The sequence below is a fragment of the Lacrimispora sp. genome (assembly GCF_032078915.1).
Classification (GTDB): Bacteria; Bacillota; Clostridia; order Lachnospirales; family Lachnospiraceae; genus Lacrimispora.
This window is the reverse complement of record NZ_DAMAUN010000080.1, coordinates 1-20959: the sequence shown is the minus strand read 5'-3', so window position 1 is coordinate 20959 and position 20959 is coordinate 1. Positions and strand designations below refer to the sequence as shown.

20 protein-coding genes are annotated in these 20959 nt (G+C 39.0%); 4 read left to right on the top strand and 16 right to left on the bottom strand.

Annotated features, from left to right (window positions below; genetic code table 11):
- Positions 1-41 precede the first annotated feature (41 nt).
- From RT269_RS23580 to RT269_RS23525, 12 genes are all read right to left on the bottom strand, one after another.
- Complete coding sequence (locus RT269_RS23580; protein WP_313186290.1) at positions 42-2063, bottom strand: vWA domain-containing protein; 2022 nt, start codon at positions 2061-2063, stop codon at positions 42-44.
- A 61-nt stretch (positions 2064-2124) separates the two neighbouring features.
- Positions 2125-2697, bottom strand: a complete 573-nt coding sequence (locus RT269_RS23575) for an accessory gene regulator B family protein (RefSeq protein WP_313186289.1) — start codon at positions 2695-2697, stop codon at positions 2125-2127.
- A gap of 3 nt (positions 2698-2700) precedes the next feature.
- Positions 2701-2850, bottom strand: a complete 150-nt coding sequence (locus tag RT269_RS23570; protein WP_313186287.1) for a cyclic lactone autoinducer peptide — start codon at positions 2848-2850, stop codon at positions 2701-2703.
- Between the two features lie 232 nt (positions 2851-3082).
- On the bottom strand, positions 3083-4384 hold the full coding sequence (locus RT269_RS23565; protein ID WP_313186285.1) for a sensor histidine kinase: 1302 nt from the start codon (positions 4382-4384) through the stop codon (positions 3083-3085).
- A 3-nt stretch (positions 4385-4387) separates the two neighbouring features.
- Positions 4388-5101, bottom strand: coding sequence for a LytR/AlgR family response regulator transcription factor (locus RT269_RS23560; protein WP_313186283.1), 714 nt, complete (start codon positions 5099-5101; stop codon positions 4388-4390).
- Positions 5102-5538: 437 nt separating this feature from the next.
- Entirely contained in the window at positions 5539-6357 is an 819-nt protein-coding gene (locus tag RT269_RS23555; RefSeq protein WP_313186281.1) for an ABC transporter permease, read from the bottom strand.
- Positions 6357-7154, bottom strand: a complete 798-nt coding sequence (locus tag RT269_RS23550; RefSeq protein ID WP_313186279.1) for an ABC transporter ATP-binding protein — start codon at positions 7152-7154, stop codon at positions 6357-6359. The genes RT269_RS23555 and RT269_RS23550 overlap by 1 nt, the downstream gene beginning before the upstream one ends.
- 93 nt (positions 7155-7247) lie before the next feature.
- The gene (locus tag RT269_RS23545; protein WP_313186278.1) at positions 7248-8324 is read right to left on the bottom strand and encodes a sensor histidine kinase; all 1077 of its coding nucleotides are present in this window, start codon (positions 8322-8324) and stop codon (positions 7248-7250) included.
- Positions 8321-8998 carry a response regulator transcription factor gene (locus RT269_RS23540; RefSeq protein WP_313186276.1) on the bottom strand — a complete coding sequence of 226 codons (678 nt, stop codon included), beginning with the start codon at positions 8996-8998 and terminating at the stop codon, positions 8321-8323. Before RT269_RS23540 ends, RT269_RS23545 begins: the two co-directional genes overlap by 4 nt.
- 27 nt (positions 8999-9025) lie before the next feature.
- On the bottom strand, positions 9026-9610 hold the full coding sequence (locus RT269_RS23535) for a nitroreductase family protein (protein WP_313186275.1): 585 nt from the start codon (positions 9608-9610) through the stop codon (positions 9026-9028).
- Positions 9611-9948: 338 nt separating this feature from the next.
- Positions 9949-11613 carry an alpha,alpha-phosphotrehalase gene (gene treC / locus RT269_RS23530; RefSeq protein ID WP_313186273.1) on the bottom strand — a complete coding sequence of 555 codons (1665 nt, stop codon included), beginning with the start codon at positions 11611-11613 and terminating at the stop codon, positions 9949-9951.
- Entirely contained in the window at positions 11610-12989 is a 1380-nt protein-coding gene (locus RT269_RS23525; RefSeq protein WP_313186271.1) for a sulfatase family protein, read from the bottom strand. Before RT269_RS23525 ends, treC begins: the two co-directional genes overlap by 4 nt.
- 287 nt (positions 12990-13276) lie before the next feature.
- Here RT269_RS23525 and treB point away from each other — a divergent pair, with 287 nt between their 5' ends.
- Positions 13277-14695, top strand: coding sequence for a PTS trehalose transporter subunit IIBC (gene treB / locus RT269_RS23520; protein ID WP_313186270.1), 1419 nt, complete (start codon positions 13277-13279; stop codon positions 14693-14695).
- 66 nt (positions 14696-14761) lie between these two features.
- Here treB and treR read toward each other — a convergent pair whose 3' ends face one another.
- Positions 14762-15499: a trehalose operon repressor gene (gene treR / locus RT269_RS23515; protein ID WP_313186268.1), complete on the bottom strand. Its 738-nt coding sequence runs from the start codon at positions 15497-15499 to the stop codon at positions 14762-14764.
- A 1106-nt stretch (positions 15500-16605) separates the two neighbouring features.
- Between treR and RT269_RS23510 the strand changes: the two genes are divergently transcribed.
- Genes RT269_RS23510 through RT269_RS23505 form a run of 3 tightly spaced genes read left to right on the top strand, consistent with a single transcriptional unit; the run spans position 16606 to position 18030 of the window.
- Positions 16606-17262, top strand: coding sequence for a helix-turn-helix transcriptional regulator (locus RT269_RS23510; protein WP_313186266.1), 657 nt, complete (start codon positions 16606-16608; stop codon positions 17260-17262).
- Positions 17169-17513 (top strand): GyrI-like domain-containing protein, encoded by a 345-nt coding sequence (locus tag RT269_RS30460; protein ID WP_442913835.1) that lies wholly within the window; start codon positions 17169-17171, stop codon positions 17511-17513. Before RT269_RS23510 ends, RT269_RS30460 begins: the two co-directional genes overlap by 94 nt.
- Before the next feature lie 25 nt (positions 17514-17538).
- Complete coding sequence (locus RT269_RS23505; RefSeq protein ID WP_313186265.1) at positions 17539-18030, top strand: pyridoxamine 5'-phosphate oxidase family protein; 492 nt, start codon at positions 17539-17541, stop codon at positions 18028-18030.
- Positions 18031-18396: 366 nt separating this feature from the next.
- On the opposite strand, the gene RT269_RS23500 is transcribed toward RT269_RS23505, so the two are convergent.
- The 3 genes from RT269_RS23500 to RT269_RS23490 are packed head-to-tail and all read right to left on the bottom strand — an operon-like array spanning position 18397 to position 20379.
- Positions 18397-19278: a DMT family transporter gene (locus tag RT269_RS23500; RefSeq protein WP_313186263.1), complete on the bottom strand. Its 882-nt coding sequence runs from the start codon at positions 19276-19278 to the stop codon at positions 18397-18399.
- Between the two features lies 1 nt (position 19279).
- Positions 19280-20014, bottom strand: coding sequence for a thioesterase domain-containing protein (locus RT269_RS23495; protein ID WP_313186261.1), 735 nt, complete (start codon positions 20012-20014; stop codon positions 19280-19282).
- Between the two features lie 14 nt (positions 20015-20028).
- Positions 20029-20379 (bottom strand): hypothetical protein, encoded by a 351-nt coding sequence (locus RT269_RS23490; RefSeq protein ID WP_313186259.1) that lies wholly within the window; start codon positions 20377-20379, stop codon positions 20029-20031.
- Positions 20380-20959: the final 580 nt, after the last annotated feature.

The following is a 20959-nucleotide window of genomic DNA, read 5'->3' as shown; positions in this document are numbered from 1 at the left end:
GTGAACATCACAGTCCTTATTACAGGCTGTTACAGCCCCATTTATTGAATCATAGAAATATAATGAACCTCCAGATCATAAGCTCCATCCGGAGATGTAATGGATATGATATCGCCAAAGCTTACGCTGTACTGTATCTTTCTGCACACAATGGAACTTCCGATCATAAGTGAAGACTCCGATGAATGATATAAAATCATCCGCCTGTCTTCATCCGCTATGAGAAATATGTGGTCCAGTCCCAGGGCTGCAGAAGCGTCTGGATATTCTTTCATTAAATCTCCAAGGCTTACCCGGTTATCTTTGATCTTATACATAGGGAATGTAAGGGGAGGTATCTCATCTTCCCCCTCCGGCTGCTCCATAAAATAGGCATCCATCTTTCCCTGGAATCGGTTCTGTGCTTTCTTTTCCGTAATCACTTCCAGTTCAGGCTTTGGTTTATGGAACAGTCTCCAAATGACAGCGCCTGCGGCTGTCAGAATAAGAACAATGACCCACCAGTATGCCTTCCACAATGGGGTTACCTCTAAAGAATAGGTATAGGAAACTGCCGCCTCCCCATCGGATATCTTAAGTATCAGATTTCGGCTTCCAGCCTTTAAAGGTTTAATAGTAAGGATTCCGTTATTCAGACCTACGTCTGCCAGATCACCGGCATCCTTTTCTAAAGTATAAAGAATACTGTCTGCATCAGAATCGGTAAAATATTCGTTAAGCACCAACTGTTTTTCCCCTGTTAAGGGATTAAAATGAATGTTTTTGGGAAGTTCTCCTGTAGGGGGCGTGTTAATTACCTGAATTCTTGCCGTATTAAAGATGCAGGACTCCATCCTGTCATCCAAACGGGCTTCTATGTAATAGGTCCCTGACTGAGACAAAACCATTTCTCCTATAAGAATCCCTTCCTTGACGGCAGTTTCTATATCCCTTCGGCCGCTGTCCGATTGCCCATCCGGGTAAATTACCACTTTAGGGGTAAAGTTTGTGTAAAAGGCTTCGTCCCTGATTACGGACCCGCTTTTATCCTTAAAATAGATCTTATAAGACAACAGCTTGTTTCTGGCAATCGCTGTTTCGATTTCCATAACAGGGGTCAAGTCCCTGTAGCTGATCAAATATATCTTCAGTTCCTGATTCTTTTTTGTACTGGTCTGTATGGTCATTTCGCTGATATCTCTTTTTATATCCGATACCTTTGCCACAGAATAGTGGACCAGATTGACCGGTTTTATCTGCTGCTCCCCGTAAACGACCGTAGTATCTCCTATTTGCTGGGGTGATATCATCAGGACATCCATTTCATCTAAATGGGAATCATCTAACTTAATGCGCAGACTCTGGCTGCCTTCCCCATAAATGCCGCCCGCGATTTCCTGAATACGGTAAGCCATGTTGTCATGAAAAATCCCGTACAGCACTTCGATCAGGGTTTCCGGCTTTTCAACCGTATAATTTTGTCCGCCTGTCTGGTTGGAAATTTCTTTAAGAATCTCTTTGCTGCCGTCGTATTTGCCAAATGCCACTGTATAAAGTGGTATACTCCGGGACTGGCATGCCTCTACAGTATTTCTCAAGTCCTGATCAGAGATTGCTTTGGTTCTTCCGGCCTGGGAGCCTTTTAAATCTGTTTCTCCATCCGAAATCAAAACAATCATACACTTTCGTCCGTTTTCCTGACCGGCCAGGCCATATGCATAGTTTACTCCTAAGCCAATGTCCGTATTGCCCGAATAACCCGCGGAATCCATCAGATTTTTTAATGAATCCCTCTCTTCCTGAGTTCTCACAGAAACAGGAGCAGCAGATGACACAATGTGGTCATTATATGCCACAAACCCGATTCGGATATCAGCACTGTGAACTGTATCAATAAACGCTTTTACCATACCGATGGCAGTGTGGTCCGGATCATTGGCAGACATGGAGCCGCTATAGTCCATGACAAACATGACATCCAGACCGTTTTTCCCACTTGCTATTTCCTCCCCGGATGCACAAAACGATGCGGAAATAAAAGCAAGACAACTTAATAAAAATAAAACCGCCTTTAACCTTTTCATAAATTCTTACACACCTTTATCTTATGGTATTTTCTTGTTTGTCTTATTCTCAGGATTTTATTCATTCCACGTTTCTATTTTTCCACTTTCCTAAAATCATAAGTATGTACACAACATCCACCGTCAAAGCAATCAAAAAGGAATACCTCGAAAGTGCTAAGAGTGTCGTTGTAAAATAAGCTAGCGTAATGACGACAAGAAACTGCCTTAACTTACTTTTAAAATAGGCATCCTCTTCATCATTAACTTCTCTATTTTTATCGTTCACAGGTTTTGTCAGCCAAAAGGCTATCACTCCTCCCCCCATCATGATTCCTGATACCGCAAGTGACACATTCAAGCGCTTTACAAGCAGCATGGATCCTGTCGTAACGGCAAACGAAAACAAAAAGCAATGCCTGAATTTATCTAAATGCAATCCTCCGGCATAGGAACGTAATACACAAAATATAAAAAAGAATACAACTACTTCCAGCTTCATATTAAGACAAAGCGCGATCGCGATATTTGCCAATATCCCCACCAGCATTTCCAGTGTCACCTGTGCAGCATATTCATAGGTTTCAAATGACGCTGATGGTAAGCTATCTTTTTTATATGCATACCTTGCCAACATGAGTTCTAACTTTTTCACCGATTAAAACCTCTTAAACTTTCTAACATCTTCTGTCATCTTTGGCTGATGAGATATCCAGCAGCAGCGAGCATTTGCGCTATAACGAATTACCGACAAAATCAAAAAATCAAACACCGAATGATTCTTTTTAAAATTTTTCATAAATCCCATAATATCGCCTCCCTATGCTTTTTTTACAATATACTACATTTTTTGCGTATTTTTCCCACCATGTAATTATTAACGGTTTATATGTCATTTTGAGTTTTATTTTTTAGAATAACGATGAAAGTAAGACTATTTCAGTATCCACATTTACCCAATAAAAAAGACAAAATGACATCCGGCTCTTGCTCCAATGTCATTTCGTCTTTCATAAAATCGTTCTTTTTATTAAATTTAGCTATATATCGTCATATAATATGGTTTCCAGTGAAAATATATCTCCCTCCCAATTCAGTTCCACTTGCCCATGGTATCTTTCTGCAATCTTCTTCATCGAATAAATTCCCCATCCATGAAAAGCCTCTTCTTTCCGGCTTACCAGTCTGTGTCCCTTATTATGCTCTATTTTTCCCTGATAGCGGTTTCTAACAAAAATATACAAATATCCTTTTTCATGCGTTATCTCTATCCAGATTTCTCGCTTACCCTTTTCCACATATTCAGAGGCCTCTACCGCATTATCGAAGGCATTTCCCAGCAATATCCCCAGATCTTCATCTTTTATCTTCATAACCCCAGGTATTTCCAGCTTTGTATGTAAAAGAATCTCTTTTTTACAGGTCTTTTCCCACACATGGTTCACCATCGCATCTATTATTAAATTTCCTGTTTTTGACTCCAATCGCCCTATATTTGCTGATTGGCCTATCAAATTTTCTAAAGTTGTTAATAACTTATCTTTTTGGTCAGATTTCACAAGCTCTTGCAAATAGATTAAACGCTGTTTCATATCGTGCTTCATTTCCTGTATTTCTGCCGATGCTGCTTCCTCCAAATCATGCTGCCTTCCATAGTATTCCAGTTGCTTTACATACATATGGGCATTTCTCTTCACCTGAATCGTTTCCACAAATCTTAAATAAATGGGATACATGGATAGATTCATAAAAGTTAATATTAATGCTGCCATCAGCAGCCAGCCAAAGGAATCCGTTCCTTTTCTATCCGACGTTTCTACCAGCATGTAAAATACGGGATACAGAATCAGTCCGGATAACAAAAATATGGTTAAATAGGCACCTCCGCCATAGGGAATCCTTCCACCTCCATGGCGGTTCACGAACCAGCGGATTCCCATCACTATTAAGAACAGCAAAAACTTTGCAAAAATAGAGTTGATCATAAATGATGGGTTTTGTCCATTATTCAAATACACATAGCCAGCATCCCCAATTCCCTCCAAAAGCATCCACATCATAACAAATGTAATAGGAAACGTAAACCGCTTCCACAATATCCCCTCATAAGAAGTAACACCAACTGACAAAATTGTCATCAATGTCAGTATCAGGTTTATTACGGGATGGAAATACATCACTTCCGTATTAATGCAAAACTGCCATAGAAAAAAAAGAGCCCAGCCGACCAAACCCACATATCGGCTTTTCTTTACAAGAAAAATATCCAGATACACTTTCAGTAAAAGCGTAGAATACAACGACATGCTAATGCTTGTAAAAATTATTTTAACTGCATTCATTTTTTACCTCTTTTTAAACTGCCTCAATTTTTCATCCACCGTCTTTTTATATGCTCTGCTTAACGGTAAAATGATTCCTTTCGGCATTTCCACCTCTTCATACCCCATACGGATAACATGCTGGTAATTTACCAGATAAGACTTATGTATCCGTAAGAATTTCCCCTTACTTTGATCCATATTTTTTTCTATCTCATTCAATGCTTTATATTCCTTTAAGAAGCCTTCATGCAAAACAATTTCCGCCACTCGAAGCTTGCTTTCAAAATACAAAATATCACGTATTGCCACTTTATAATCCGACTTCATATATCGGAATCGGTAATATGAATCCTGCTCTTCCACAATCCCTAAAACATAATAAAAAGTTTCTTCAAATTCCTTCTCCTTTATAGGTTTTGTAAGAAAACCAATCGGAGATACCCGGAAGGTTTCTTTCATGTAGCCATCATGTGATGTCACATACACCATCTGTACCAAACGGTCTATTTCACGTATTTTATATGCCGCTTCCAGACCATTCATATATTTCATTCGTACATCTAAATAGATGATATCAAACCGTTTTCCTTCAGTTACCGCGTTAACCAGATCACTCCCATCTTCATAACATTCCACTTCTACTTGAATTCCGGCTTTCTTCCCAAGTTTTAATAAGCATGCTTCCAACCTTCTCAGCAAGTAAAGCTCATCATCACAAACAGCTATCTCTATCACATTCATTTTCCCCTGTAAAAAACTTAAACTTTCCTGCCTGCCGGACATTATATCTATCAAGATACATAGCCACTTCTTAACATATACACACCGGGACAATACGTATTTCCTAAAATCATTTCAACATATCTTGCTATTTTAAATATCGGCAAAATTACTAATTTCCATAAATTTCCACCTATATTGATAGTACCATTATAGTTTTAACAAAATTCCATGTCAATACGTATTCGATTTTAGCAAAATTAGTTTTTTTCTATAACAATATATGCCTGCCGGTGATGGACAGCTCACAGCTAAAATTACGTATTACCCTCTAAGGGGATAACGTGTCCATGCAAATGCTTTATTATATTGGATACAATTAAAAAAGACGCCCGGCCCACTCCGCGTACCCGCGATGGCCATAGCGTCTTTAACTTCAAATTCCCTTGCGTTTATCTGTTCTTCTCGCTCCTCGCAAAGAACATCGTTCCCACGATCAAACACACCAGCGTCAATCCAGCAATCGCAAGGCAGTTCACGAGCGGATTGAACATCACGATGCTGTCATACTCCGGCGTTCCGGCATAGACCACAGCGCGGACAAGGTCGAGGCAGTACGTCATCGGCATACAATGAGAGATAAAGCCAAGTGCCCCTGTGGAATTGTTTACCGGAATAATCGCACCGGACAGGAACATCTGTGGCATTGTGATCAGCGGTGCTGCAATATTTACCGCCTTTTTATTCTTGATAAGCCCTATAATGAGCATAGACAGCGCACCAGCAGACAGGCAGATAAGCGGTGACAGTGCGAGTATCGCAAGCAACTGTCCGACAGGGAGTGTGATTCCCATAAACAGGCCGACAACCAGCGTCCCTATCATACTCACGACCGCACCGACTGATGAGCCGAGTATTTTCCCCACAACAATTGAATAGCGTGACACAGGCGATACGAGCATCTCCTGATTGAAATCGATATCATGGTCATCTACAAGTGTAGCCATTCCCATTGTCGTCGTCATAAACAGCATATTGACGAGCATTCCGACGAGCATAAAACCGCCGAACGAGAAGTCCATGCCGCCCGCCATGTTTTGCATAAGGTTGCCGCCTATCATCCACATCATAACAAGCGGCATTGCAAGGCTCATAATGATCGTACTCGGTGACTTGACAAGAAGAGTGATCTCCCGTGCAATGATGGCGACGACCGAACTGAGTTCCCGATAAACCCGCGATTTATTACGGACTAAAACGAATTCTGACATTATGCAATCCCTCCTTCTAAGCTTAAAAATTTAACGTAGGCATCTTCAAGCGTTGGCAGACACACTTTCGGCGTGGGGTCAAAATCGATGGTCTGTTTCAACGTCTGAGGCGAACAGCAGACAGCGATCCTTCCATGATTGATAATGCACACCTTGTCAGTTTTCTCGGCTTCGTCAATGTAATGCGTGGTGAGGAAAACCGTTGTGCCATTCTCACGCCGCACATTGTCAATGTACTCCCAGAGGCTGTGGCGGCTCACCGCATCTAACCCCTGTGTCGGCTCGTCTAAGAAGAGGACCTGCGGCGTGTGAATAAGACTGCGGATAATTTCCAGCTTTCTCTGCATACCGCCCGACAGCTTCTTTATCGGCTTGAACAGCGAGTCCTGAATTCCTACAATCTCGGCCAGTTCCAAAACCCGGTCGCGGTAGGCCTTTGGCATCAGCTTGAACGTTGGGCGGTAGGTGCACATCCCATACATACAGGCATGAAAACGGATGTTTTGCTCGGCGGTGAGCTGTGGGTCAAGGCTCGGCTGCTGAAAGATAATCCCGATGTGTTCGCGGACTTGACGCCCCTGCTTATCAAGGTCAAATCCAGCGATTTTGACTTCCCCGCTGGTTTTTGACAATGTGGTTGTCAGGATTGAGATCGTAGTGGTCTTGCCCGCACCGTTTGGTCCTAAAAAGGCGAAGAATTCCCCTTGCTCCACCGAAAAACTAACGTGGTCGACAGATGGTGTTTTCGCCCTGTTATATTTCTTGCACAGTTCGTTGACTTCAATTACTTTGTTCATAAAATTACCTCCGTTTTTGATTTACAGCCATAGTATACAGCCGCAAATTAAACGGAGGTTAAATGCTATTTAAACGCAGTGTAAACTTGAAAATTATTTTTTAGGAAGCGGAAGCAGGACGGTAAATACGGTGCCTTTGCCGATTTCACTTTCGACAGAAACGCTGCCGCCGTGAAGCTCTGCGATTTTTTTCACAATTGAAAGCCCCAGCCCGTTGCCGCCCAAACTGCGGTCGCGGGCTTTATCAACTTTGTAAAAACGCTCGAAGATGTGAATTCGGTCTTCGGCGGCAATGCCTGCGCCATTATCCGAAACGGCAGCAAACACCGTATCGGAGTCCGACGAAAGGGTGACTTTTATTTCTCCGTCCATTGGCGTAAATTTTATCGCGTTGTGAATGAGATTGATCCACACCTGGCCGAGCAATTCTTCATCTCCGCCCACTACGATTCCTGGTAAATCTGCCTCTAAATTTATATTTTTCATCGCCCACTGTGGTTCTAACAATAAAATGGCGTTTTCTATCTGCTTGTCCAGGCGATACTCGTGATAATCTATAGTTTCCGCTTCCAATGTAGATAGTTTCAGCAAATTTTCGGATAGTTTGGAAAGCCGTTTGCTCTCGGTTTCTATAATATTGATGTAGTGCAGACGCATATCATCCGGCAAACCGCCGTTACGAAGGAGTGCTGCAAACCCACTGATCGATGTGAGCGGCGACTGGATTTCATGGGATACATTCGATATGAAATCCTGCCGCACCTGCTCCATCGATGACAACTCCTTTGCCATTTTATTTACGCTTGCGGCAATTTCGCTCATTGGGTCGTGGTCTTCCACTGAAATAAATACGTTGAAATCTCCGTGGGAAATACGGTTCATAGCGTCAAGCGTATCTTTAATAACTACGCCGTGCTCAAACCGTTTTTTCCATTCTGGATGTTTCTTACCGTAAATATCTGTTGACAGGCGAAGCAGCGATAATACAGCAATAAAAACCGCCAGCCCGAAAAGCCCGGTCACAACGCTTGCAATCATCTCCTGCGGCTTGCCCATAAGCCGGAAAACAAGGCTTGAAAGTCCGAAGCCAGCCGCAAAGCACAACGCAAACACTGCGAAAAAAATTAACAAGTAAAACGGAATCAAGCGATGTTTTTCACGTTTATTCATTTCACCGCCTCCAAACGATAACCCAAACCGCGTATTGTGGTAATCTTAAACCCCGAAGTTTCTGCGGGGAAACGCTCGCGCAGACGGTTTATGTGAACGTCAAGCGTCCTTTCGTTGCCGTCAAAGTCGTAGCCCCAGATATCCTCAATTAATTTATCACGAAGAAACGTTCTGCCGGGTCTTCCCGCAAGCACAAACAGCAGTTCAAATTCTTTCAGCGGAATGTCAGACTTCTCACCGCCAATCTCCACAGTATGAGATTCCTGGTCAATGATGATATTCCCGATCTGAACGCTTTGGGCGGTCATAACCTTGTAACGCCGAAGCAGGGCGTTTACCCTTGCAATAAGCTCCTGCGGTTCGAACGGCTTCGTGAGATAATCGTCCGTGCCCAGCGAAAAGCCTTTCACCTTTTGGCTGATTTCGGCTTTCGCCGTCAACATTAAAAGAGGCATTTCTCCGTAACTCCTGCGGATTTGTCTGCACAGTTCAAAGCCGTCCATTTTCGGCATCATAATGTCAATAATGCACAGCATGGGCTTTTCGCTCTCAATCTTGCAGAGAGCGTCTTCTCCGTTGACGGCTTCACAGACGGTGAAACCATCGTTTTTAAGTAAAGTACCGACAAGCTCGCGGATATATTCGTCGTCATCGGCGATCATAATTTTGGTCATACTTTCACCTCGGTGGAATTTAAAAACTTATCTGATTATTTTCACCGTTCCCTGTTTACGTTCCGGAGCGTTTGATGACTTTGCTTTGCGGCCGACAGCGGCGGCGGAACAGATAACATGTTCTCGAGGAACTCCCAGTTCTGCGAGATAATCACGTAACGGCACGTAGTCGTTAAGCCAGCGGAGCTGGTTGATGTAGCAGCTTCCTAGTTCCATTGATTCAGCCGCCAGGAACATGTTCTCAAGAGCCAGCGCACAGTCCGCCATAGCGTTGTCATAGTTCGGGCGGTTGGATGCAATGATAAGCGTTGGTGCGTGGTAATAGAAATTGTAATCTTCCTTTTGCGCATGCTGCCGGATTGCGGGCATTTTGGAAATGTAGTCGTCTTTAGGAGTCCAGGTTTGAAGTCCCTCCCGCACATAGTCATTGAGCTTCATCAGCACTTCTTTACTTTGTATCGCTGTGAACAGCCAGCTTTGACTGTTGCTGCCGCTGGGTGCCCATATTGCGGATTCGAGAAGTGTGTCCATTTGTTCGTCCAGGATTTGTTCGTCGGTGAACTGGCGCGTGCTGCGTCTGTTTTTGATTGCATCAATAATCGGGTTTGTCATAATGGTTTCCTCCATTCTACTTTTTTATTAATTATACAGGTCGAATGTAAACGGAGATTAAACGTGAGATTACAGTTATCTTTCCTATATCTTTACTTACGTTTAACTTTCCATACGTATGTTCATATATCAATCATATATTATCTAATTCACTAAAATGAAAAACTAAATTCCAGTTTGAAAGACTAAATTCCATAGGTACAGAAGTAAGTTGCGGCAATTGCCAGGAAAACTGGGAAAGACTCAAGCACGATTTCCAAAGAGGTGAGGCGGAAGCCAAATTTCTACTGCACCAGTGTTTGTCCTGATTATCAGGCAGCAGCATGCCCCAAATTATTTTATTTCTCAAGCAGCCAGCAGATTGATTCATAAGGACGCAAGGAAATAATACGGGTAATTTCAGAAGAATCCTTATAGTTGGATAATAAAACTTTAGATTCATATTCATCAATAATTATTTCCTGCGGTAATGGGAATTTGGTGTTTTCTCCATAGAAGTTATTGACAATGATTAATTTCTGCTCCTCAAAGCTTCTCATGTATGCATAGACCTGCGGATGTTCCTTTGATAAAGTTTCATACGTTCCATATGCAATAATGTCATACTGTTTGCGAAGCTCAATGAGCTTCTTATAGTGGTAAAACACGGAATCCTTATCACGCAGAGCAGCTTCAGCATTGACTGACTCATAGCTTTTCCCAACGGACAACCATGGGATTCCTGTTGTAAAACCACCATTTTCTTTATCATTCCATTGCATTGGTGTACGGGAGTTATCTCTGGACTTTACGCTTAATATGTTTAACACTTCTTTTTTTGGTACTCCTTGCGCCTGTAAAATCTCATAATAATTTAAGCTTTCCACATCTTTATACTGTTCAATGGAATCAAAGTAAGGATTTTTCATTCCAATTTCCTCGCCTTGATAAATATACGGAGTTCCTCTGAGCATATGAATGGCTGTGGCAAGCATTTTGGCTGATTGCTTATGGTATTCCTTATCATTCCCAATACGGGATACAATGCGGGGCTGGTCATGATTGCACCAGAATACTGCATTCCAGCCATTTTCTTCTGCCATTCCCTTTTGCCATGAATCAAGAATATTTTTAAGTTCCCCAAAGTCAAAATCCATTAATGACCATTTTTCTCCATCTTTATAGTCAATTTTTAAATGATGGAAGTTAAACACCATTGATAATTCTTTTTCCTTTGAATTGGTATAACGAATACATTGATCTATGGTTGTAGATGACATTTCCCCTACTGTGATAATATCATCATATTTTCCAAAAGTTTCTTTGTTCAATTCCTTTAAGTGTTCATGAATCCTTGGGCCGTCTGTGTAAAAACGTCTTCCGTCTCCCATATGATCGTCCATCCAATCAGCAGGCTTGGAAATAAGGTTAATAACATCCAGGCGGAATCCCTTAATTCCTTTTCCAATCCAGAAGTTTACAACATCAAAGATCTCTTTTCTTACTTCTTTATTCTCCCAGTTTAAGTCCGGTTGTGTCTTGTCAAACAAATGGAGGTAAAACTCATCGGTTCCTTCAACAGGCTCCCAAACAGAACCGCCGAACTTGGATACCCAGTTGGTTGGTACCTTACCGCCTTTTCCTTTTTTTAAAATATAGTAGTCCCGGTATTTTTTCTCTCCTGCAATTGCTTTTTTAAACCATGCATGTTCAGAAGATGTATGATTAAATACCATATCAAGCATAATATCTATATTTCTTTCCCTGGCAGCAGCTACCATTTCCTCAAAATCTTTCATTGTCCCGAAAGCAGGATCAATATTCTCATAATCCGCAACATCATAGCCATTGTCATTTTGCGGTGATACGTAAAATGGGGTAAGCCAAATATAATCAACACCCAATTCCTGTAAATAATCTAATTTTTCTGTTACACCTTTTAAATCTCCAAGTCCATCCCCATTTGAATCCTTAAATGACTTTGGATAGATTTGATACACAACGCTTTTTTTGAAATCTTTCATAATTGAACTCCTTCCTCTTCCGGATGCAGCTCATAATACTTCTTTCTTCCAGGGTATGCCCGTCCCTCTTCTATTTCTTTCTCCCATCTTTTTGATCCTGTACCTGCAATAGGCCCTTTTAAAAGAGGGTCCTTTGTCTGAACCATCCAATCCCTTACCTTCTCTCTAAGTTCAGTAGCAATATGCTGATAATCCGGATGATTGATCACATTATTTTCCTCTAAAGGATCTTTTTGTAAATCATATAATTCTTCCTCATCATTTGGAACATAATATTGATCTCTGATATCAACACCAGATAAACTTAAATGGGAATCTATGGGCAAGTACACTTTCGGACCGTCTGCAAAGTTTTTTACATAACTATATTCCCTGGTTCTGATTCCTCTCATTGGGTGATATCTGTCATGCCAGGTCAGCTCTACAAAAAATGATTCTCTTCCGTCATCCTCATTTGATTTCAGCAAATGGGCAAAGCTTTTTCCATCCAGATGATCAGGAATCTCGGCTCCAATTAAATCTAAAATCGTTGGCAGCAAATCAACGTTACACAGCAGCGCTTCTTTTTGAGTATTTTTTTGTTCCCCGTCAGGCAGAACAATGATTAACCCTGTTTCCAGGCCGGCTTCCTTTAAAGTTCCTTTTGCTCCCGGAAAATCCACTCCATGATCTGTTGTAAGAATAACAATTGTATTTTTGTCTAATCCTGTTTCTGACAATGTATGATTTATTTTTCCAATGGCAGCATCCAGCACTTTGGCAGAAGCGTTAAACAGCGTAATATCTTTTCTTACATTAGGCGTATCCGGTAAAAAGTCAAACACCTTTACTTCTTCCTGTTTGTCTGCATATGGTGCATACTCATCAAAGCTCCTGTGAGTTTCAAAAAAGCCCACGTTTAAGTAAAATGGCTGTTCCTGATTGTCCTTATGCTTTTCCAAGAACCCGATCACTTCATCTGCAACCTTCGGAGCTCTGTCACCTGGAACAGGAATAAAGTTGTCATACCCTAAATCATAAGTTGAAGAAAATACCCGTTCTTCAATAGGTGGAGCCACATTGATTGTTTCATGGCTTAATCCAATCAATGTTGTTTCATATCCGTTTTTCTGCATCTCTTTAGGTAAGGTTGTATGACTTCCGTCAATACAGAAACCTAAGTGCGCCAGTCCCAGCATTCCATTATTGTGAGGATACAGGCCCGTTAAGATACTGGCTCTGCTGGGACTGCACTGAGGCGCCGGGCAGAAATACTGATTCAACTGAATTCCCTCCTCCGACATTTTTTGAATCGCAGGAGTATCAACTTTGTATCCGTAATTGCTGAATTTCCTTCCGCTATCATGAGAAATCATAAATAGAATATTTGGTTTCATTGCAATCTCCTTTTTTAACCTTTTTTCTTAACTGAAATTAAAACAATTTGTTTCCAAACACATACGTCCGAAATTTGACTAGACAAATCTATAATTATGATTATATTCATTATTGATCAAAAAAGCAATACTTTTATAAAAAGTAAAAAACAATCAAATGAAATCCAGATATACCAATGTTTTTTGAAAGTATTTCTTGACATACATGATTCAGCCATGTTAAATTATATTTATAATTTGTCTAGTCAAATTTCAAAAGGCATGTGAATAAGGAGGAGGTAGTTTCTATGGACTTAAATGAGCAAGTCAAACAAATTATTAATGCGGTGGGCGGACTTTCCAACATAACATCCGCAACCCACTGTGTCACCCGGTTAAGGTTTATTTTAAAAGATGAGAAAACGGTTGACACAAAAGAATTGGAAAAAATAGAAATTGTAAAAGGCAGCTTTTCTGCCAATGGACAATTTCAGGTCATTGTTGGCCCGGGGTTGGTAAACAAAGCGTATGCTGCGCTTATCAAGGAAACAGGGTTAAAGGAAGCCAGTAAGGAAGAGATAAAACAGGCGAGTAATGAAAAATTACACCCTGTTCAAAAAGGTGTAAAGGTCCTGGCAGATATTTTCATCCCGATCTTACCGGCCATTGTTGCCGCCGGTATATTGATGGGATTAAACAACCTTCTTGCCAATCCGGGGATTTTTTATGAAAAGCCGGTTTTAGAAGTCCATCCTGGCTGGGCCGGCATTTCCAATATGATAAATATTATTGCCAGCACATCATTTTCATTTCTACCTGCATTAGTTGGCTGGTCAGCTGTTAAAAAGTTTGGCGGAAATCCTGTTTTAGGCATTGTTCTTGGGCTTATCTTAATAAACCCTGCATTAATGCCAGGTGCACAATATGCAAGAACACCTGAGGACGTTCAATATTGGAATATTCTGGGACTGAATATTGCGAAAATCGGATATCAGGGACAAGTAATTCCCATCTTATTCTCCTCTTACCTTTTAGCGAAAACCGAGCAGTTTTTATCAAAGAAAATTCCGGATATGGTTCAGCTGATTTTTGTTGCTCCTTTGACACTGTTAATCACCGGATTCTTTACCTTTACAATTATCGGACCTGTTACCATGTGGTTTGCAAATTTAATTACAAACGGAGTTGTTGGTTTATTTGATATTTCTCCTGTAATAGCGGGAGTAATATTTGGTGCGCTTGTGTCTCCGCTTGTTGTTACCGGAATGCATCATCTGTTCTTAGGAGTTAATTTACAAATGATCGGGGCCCTCGGTTATGCAACACTTTGGCCGATCCAGGTAATGGCCAGCCTTGGACAGGGTGCTGCAGCTTTGGCAATATTCTTTATCTGTAAAAACAAAAAGATGAAAGGCGTTGCAATATCGGCCGCTATTTCAGCATGGCTTGGAATTACAGAACCTGCTATTTTTGGTGTGAACTTACGTTACCGTTTCCCATTCATTGCATCAATGATTGGTGCCGGAGTTGCAGGAGGAATTGTTTCATTTGCCGGAGTAAAAGCCGGATCAATCGGAATTTCCGGATTACCTGCCTTCCTTTCTATCTTTACCGAATATTGGGGCGTATATTTCCTTGCAATGGGAACTTCTATTACGATTACAATTGTTCTTACCATTATATTTTCTAAAATGAAAATTTTTGAAAAGCAATTACAAGATGAATAATATTATGCACAACAAATGAAATGAGGCTGTGAAAAAAAAATTATTTTTTTCACAGCCTCATTTCATTTAAAAATCTACTATATTTTTTCTTCTTGCAAAGTCCACAAACCGGAATGTATCCACACGCTGCCTTGATTCATGGTATTGGAAAAACCTTGTATCTTCTAAATAAACTTCACTTCTGACAACCGCCACATGAGTATCATTATGAATATCAAGCAATATTCTGTCTTCTTCTGTTACAGGTTCAACGGTAATTTCTTTGTTAGCATATCCAATATTCAGCCCCAGATCATTTTCAATATAATCGTAAATGGAGAGCTGCGCAGCAGATAAAGGAATCTCCGGAATGATTTCAGCTATTAAGTAATCCTTATCTAAAATAACAGCTTCTCCATTTATCTTTCGCAATCTTTCAAGAGAAAGCACCTCAGTCTTTTTATTTAAATTAAGTTTTTTCGCTAATTCTCCTGAAATTCTTTCCCTTTTATTTTTTAAGATAGTTGTTTCACTTTTTAAATGCTGCTGTTTTTGCATTTCATTAAAGCTGACCAAGCCGGAACCGGCAAATTTGAGCTTATTAATATCCAGAACAATCGCCCCACGGCCTTGTTTTTTTTGAATAAGGCCATTCTCCATTAAAAGCGCCTGCGCTTTTCTCACTGTCTCTCTTGAAACATGATATTTTTCAACTAACTTCATCTCAACAGGCAAAAAATCTCCTGGCAAATATTTCTTTTCTTTTATATCCTTTACCAAATCCAAATATATATCATAATATTTATTCAAGGAAATCACACTCACTTATCATTCTGCTACTCCTATTATAGCAAACATGTACTTGACTATTCAATACCATTCTGGAATATTTTTGTCTATACAAATTGATTGAAAGGTTTTTAAGCATGCACTGATAAATTATATACCAGGCCCGCCTCCTGTGACCAGCTTGTGCCCCCAGACTTGACAGCCAATTACTCATTCCGCCATCACTTGATAAGCCAGGTGAAATGGCTGCAAACGCAGCAATATACAGCACGATTCCCACCAGCCAGCCAATAAAGTTTTTCTGGCGCAGTCTCCAGGCTAAGGCCAGAGGGCGATATGGCCGGGCCAAGAAGGGCAGATATTAATGGTTCCTTATTGAATTCACTTATAACATACCCAAGATCCTCACCACCTATGGCAGTGAACGTTACTGCTGTTACAAAAACCAGCAGCACAGAAAAGATGATCCAAAGAGGCAGCAGAACCTCCATTACTTTTGTTATTTCATTTGAATCCACTGAAAAGCTATACTTTAATCCATCTATGGATACATTGTAAACTCCTGTTAAATGTTCCAGCCCTCCATATTTTTTCTCAGGAGTGAAGGGAATGTGCAAAAAATATGGTACAAAAATGCTTGAAGTTACAATTTCATTTGACCATATTATCTAATTCTTTCTCCATTCATGCATACTTAATCTCATACATTTCATTCTGATACAAAAATTAAGGATTTTAAAGTAAGAAAAACTATTTATATATAGTGTATTTTAATATTTGTAATTTTGTATTTTATGTTATATACTCAGGTAAATTGATAATTATGAAAAGCAAAATAGTTAATATTCATATGATAGGGGGTGAAACTATGAATCATTTTGGATAGAGGAGAGTGTAATTTATTCGAGCTTTTGACAAAGGTTATTAAATATTTTTTAATTAGATATCGTCTAATAATTATTTATTTCAAAAAGTCATAAATCCTGATATATAATATTTGCAATAAATTATAACTTCTATAAAGAGTTCGGAATGAACAGGTGCTCATTATTTTATGCTTCATACATCAGATAAAAAAGAGCAGACACGGTAAAGCATATGTTTTTCGTCTGTGGTATATTGTTTTAAGGAGAGGAATCTATATGCACGCATGGGAAGCCATACAAAAAACTCTGGACCACATCGAAGAACATCTGGGTGAAGAAATCCACATCGAAGAACTGGCAGAAACTGCCGTACTGTCACTGTTTTATTATCAGAGATTATTCACACGATTGGTAAAAACATCGGTTCGGGATTATATTAAATTGCGCCGATTGGCAAAATCTCTCACGATGCTGCGTGATAAAGAAAAACGCATTATCGACATTGCAATGGAATACGGTTTTGGCAGTCACGTAACTTTTACGAGAGCTTTTAAAGAAACCTATGGGATTACCCCTTCACAGTACCGAGATAAACCGATTGGCTTACAGAATTTTGACAAACCCGATTTATTGCTTGGTTATATTGTGGTCGATGAGGGTGTACCGCTGATTAGTGATGGATTGGTTTTGGAAATGAACCGTAAATTTCTTGAAGAGCCGATGAACTTTCTTGGTGTTACAGGATATTATCCATTCAAATATGGTAAAATGTTTGGCGAAAGAACCGGCGTTGACACGGTTGGTGAGATTTGGGACAGTTTTTTAGGGTTCTTCCGAATATCTCCCATACCTCAGAGGGGCGATGGGTTGGTGTTTCTTATCATGGCGATGCACCAGACGGTTATTCCAGTTATTTTGTTGGTGCAGAAGTAAAAAAAGACGAGAAAAACCCCGGGGTTACAAATTGGCAACTTCCCATACGAGAATATATCGTCTGTGGCTTTGAATCGGAAAATCATGAACAGATGATCATTAATTTGGGTAAGGCGATGAAATACACTCGGTTTTGGCTTAAAAAGCACAATCTAATTGCCGATGGATTTTTCCCTGAGATGTACTATAAAAGCACGTCCGACATCTCTTATGTAGAATTGTGGATTCCTTTTAAGAAACGAGAAAAATAAATAATGAATGCTGGAGGAAAAGTAAATGAGCAATTACGAAGAAGGATTAAAATTAATCGAAGAAAAGTTCGGAAACGGCAAAGATAATATTATTTCCCTCGCAACGATTGCGCGGGAGCCGGGCGCTAACGGAATGCCCCGTCCGGTTGTCCGTAGTGTGGACGCCTATTATGAAGACGGCACATTTTATGTTGTAACAAATAGAAAATCAAACAAAATGCAGCAAATCTCGAAAAATTCGGAGGTTTCGGTTGCAGGTTGTTTAGAGATGATCACCGCTAATGGAGTAGGTGAAAACCTCGGCTGGGTGCTTGATCCAAAAAATACCGGAATAAGAACCAAACTCCGTACAGCTTTTGCCGAATGGTATGATATGGCAAATAATGAAAAGGATGAAAACTGCTGCATTTTAGCAATCCGTCTCACTAAGGGAACGTTAAACATTAATCATTGGGAAAAACTATACCATATGGATTTTGTGAATAAGACTGATATGGAAAATGGAGGCATTTTTTAATTAATGAAACATTTCAAGTGACCCGCACGGCAGTTTTAAATTTATGACAGACAATGTGTCATACCTAATAAACATTTGTATAATATCATTAATAAGGTCAACTTCTTATCCTGTTGTTTTCCCACGTTTCCAGTACTTAATAAATGCGCCCCTATGAGATTTCATCTATACAGCGCATTATCCATATAATATTAATCTACTAACAAAGAAGCAAGACATACGCCTTGCTTTTTTGTTTTGTATAAATAGTAACAATATTCATTAGTTTTTAGTATGGGAACTTTGTCAACAGTCCCTTTATTTTGTGTAATGTAAATACCCACATTAAAAAGCTTAACACAACCACTAAATCGGTCAATTTTCTCTTCATGTAGCAGTATTTCTCCTACTGCAAATTTCTGTAAGCAACATTGAAGCAATGAGTAGGATACATCCTATTGCTTTCATCGACGAAATCATTTCTATTGTACCGTCTAATTTGGGTATTAATAAAGCAAAAACCGCACCAAACACAGGCTCCAGGATAAAAATAATTGCAACATGAGAGGGTGTAGTATATTTTTGTATGTACGTTTGTCCTACAAATGCTAGCGCGGTGCCCGCAATGCCAGTGATGAGAATAGTTACAACTACAGTAGCATTTATTTTAAAGGAAAAATCTCCGCCGCCAATGAAACACATAATAAAATAAATTATTGCAGCCATATTAACCTGCAAACAACCTAATGTAATTGGGTCTTCATCTCTAGCAAAAATATCTGTTAAGATAATTTGAGCTGATATACACAATGCACATAAAAGCGCAAAAAAATCCCCATGATTAAATCTTAACTCCACACCACCTGAGATAAAGAACAAGCCGAATAATGCCAATATAATACTTATCTTTTTAATTAGATCAATCTTTTTCCTCAAAATAATATTTGAAGCAAATGGTACGATAACAATATTCAATCCTGTAATAAAAGCGACATTTGAGGCCGTTGTAAATTGTAATGCGACAACAGTAAAACCTAAAGCACCAGATAAAGAAATACCCAACATCACACCTTTCAATAGAACTGTCCTATTGATTTTCTTATATTTTCTACGAAATATAACTAACAAAACTAAACTCGCCAGTGTAAATCTATAAAACAAATATGTAATTTCAGAGATAAAAGCCAGAGAATTTCTCATAATTGGAAAGGACAATCCCCATATAGCGGTAATTAGTATCAATAACAAATCTGCATGCTTACTTTTCACTTTATTTATATTCTCCTTTAAATTCTAAGATTTCATTCAGAATTGCTGAAAAGTCCAGCACTCCAGGATAACGTAACACGGAAAAATTATTTCCCTCTATATTATACAAATCAATTTTTTCTTCACAATATTTATTCCATAATAGAGCATTTGCTGCTGCTTCTTCTGTGGCCATAAAAAAATAGCATTGTGTTTTTAGCTTTCTTGTTGGCATATATAAGGCCCTAACATTATCAAAAGTACGTAATACATTTATGTAATATACAATATCCTGGACTTTTATGTTTTCAGCATCAAAATTGGGAATTGCTCTATCCATATCATCATAAACATATTTCTTAAGTTTCTCTACAGGCAATTCGATCTCTTCATATAATTTTAAAAGTTTAGTCCATATATCTTGAATGCTGTCAAACTTATTATATTTCTTTTTAAAAGTTGAGTATTCCGGCAGATTGCCAATCTCATCTTCTTCCGTACTAATAGTGAATTCAGGAACCTCACCCCAAAATTCTCTATCCGGTGCAAAGCTATTAATCATTCCGAAAAAGCTAAGTTCTTTTCCTCTCTTTTCGAGCTGCAACGCTATTTCAAATGCTATACTTCCTCCTATGCACCATCCAATTATGTTATAACTCCCTTCCTTTTGCACCGTTTCAATTTTTTGAACGTATTTCTGAGCAATCTCCTCCAACTTTATGTTTTTAGGCGAATAATTATCAAGCTTTTTATCCAATGCTTACCGATCTGTTATGCAAACTTCCTCTCATAAACTGATTCTCTATATTTAATTGAAAACATAACTATATTTTTTTCGGTTTTTGCTTTCAGAATCATATTACAATTTTCACTAGCATTAAATATAGTATCTTTATCAGAGAAATCAAATAAGATATCGGCTACAGTATTAGCTGCAGCTTCCTCCTTAATCTTCAGCTTATTATCAATCTCTAAAAAAATATCTGTAAGAAACATATCGCTATCAATATTGAGACTCACACTTTCTTCAAGGTTGTTAAAATACTTCAATAATATTTTTTGTCTATTTGTATATTTATATATTAAACAACCCAAAGCAGTAATACTAGCTGCTACATACATATCCGTGTATGCGAGACTTTCCAAAAAAAATTCATTTTTGATACCGTCATTTTCTATATAGTTAACTCCATATATTAATGAAAAATTCTTTCTGTTAATATTTTTCAGCTTACCTTTTTTTATATAAATGTATCTCTAACACTTCTCATAATTTATCCCTCGTAATTAAGCTTATTCTACTGTATTCGTTTCCTTTTTCTAATCTTCATACTGAAAGTGCAGCAAATATGGGTGATACAGTTGGTGCATTTATTATGCCATTAATAATATAAAAAATAGTCCATATTTCACTAAATGAAATCTCATCTTCATTTATCGTTCGGCTGGTTTTCCCTATAAACTTGAAATGTCTTTCTTATCTCCTTCCTAATTCTTCAATAAATTGTAGAATTATTTTTCTTAAGCCCATAATTTTGCTACTTGGCGGTTTATTATAAAGGTCTATTTCTATAGTGGGAGTAATTATACCTCAATTGGTTTATTTTTGTTCTAAATTATAAATTAATGGAAATTATTTTATATTAATGGTCAATTGCAATCCGAGCTTCCCGTTTTGTAATCGAGTTTCACAGTTTGAAAT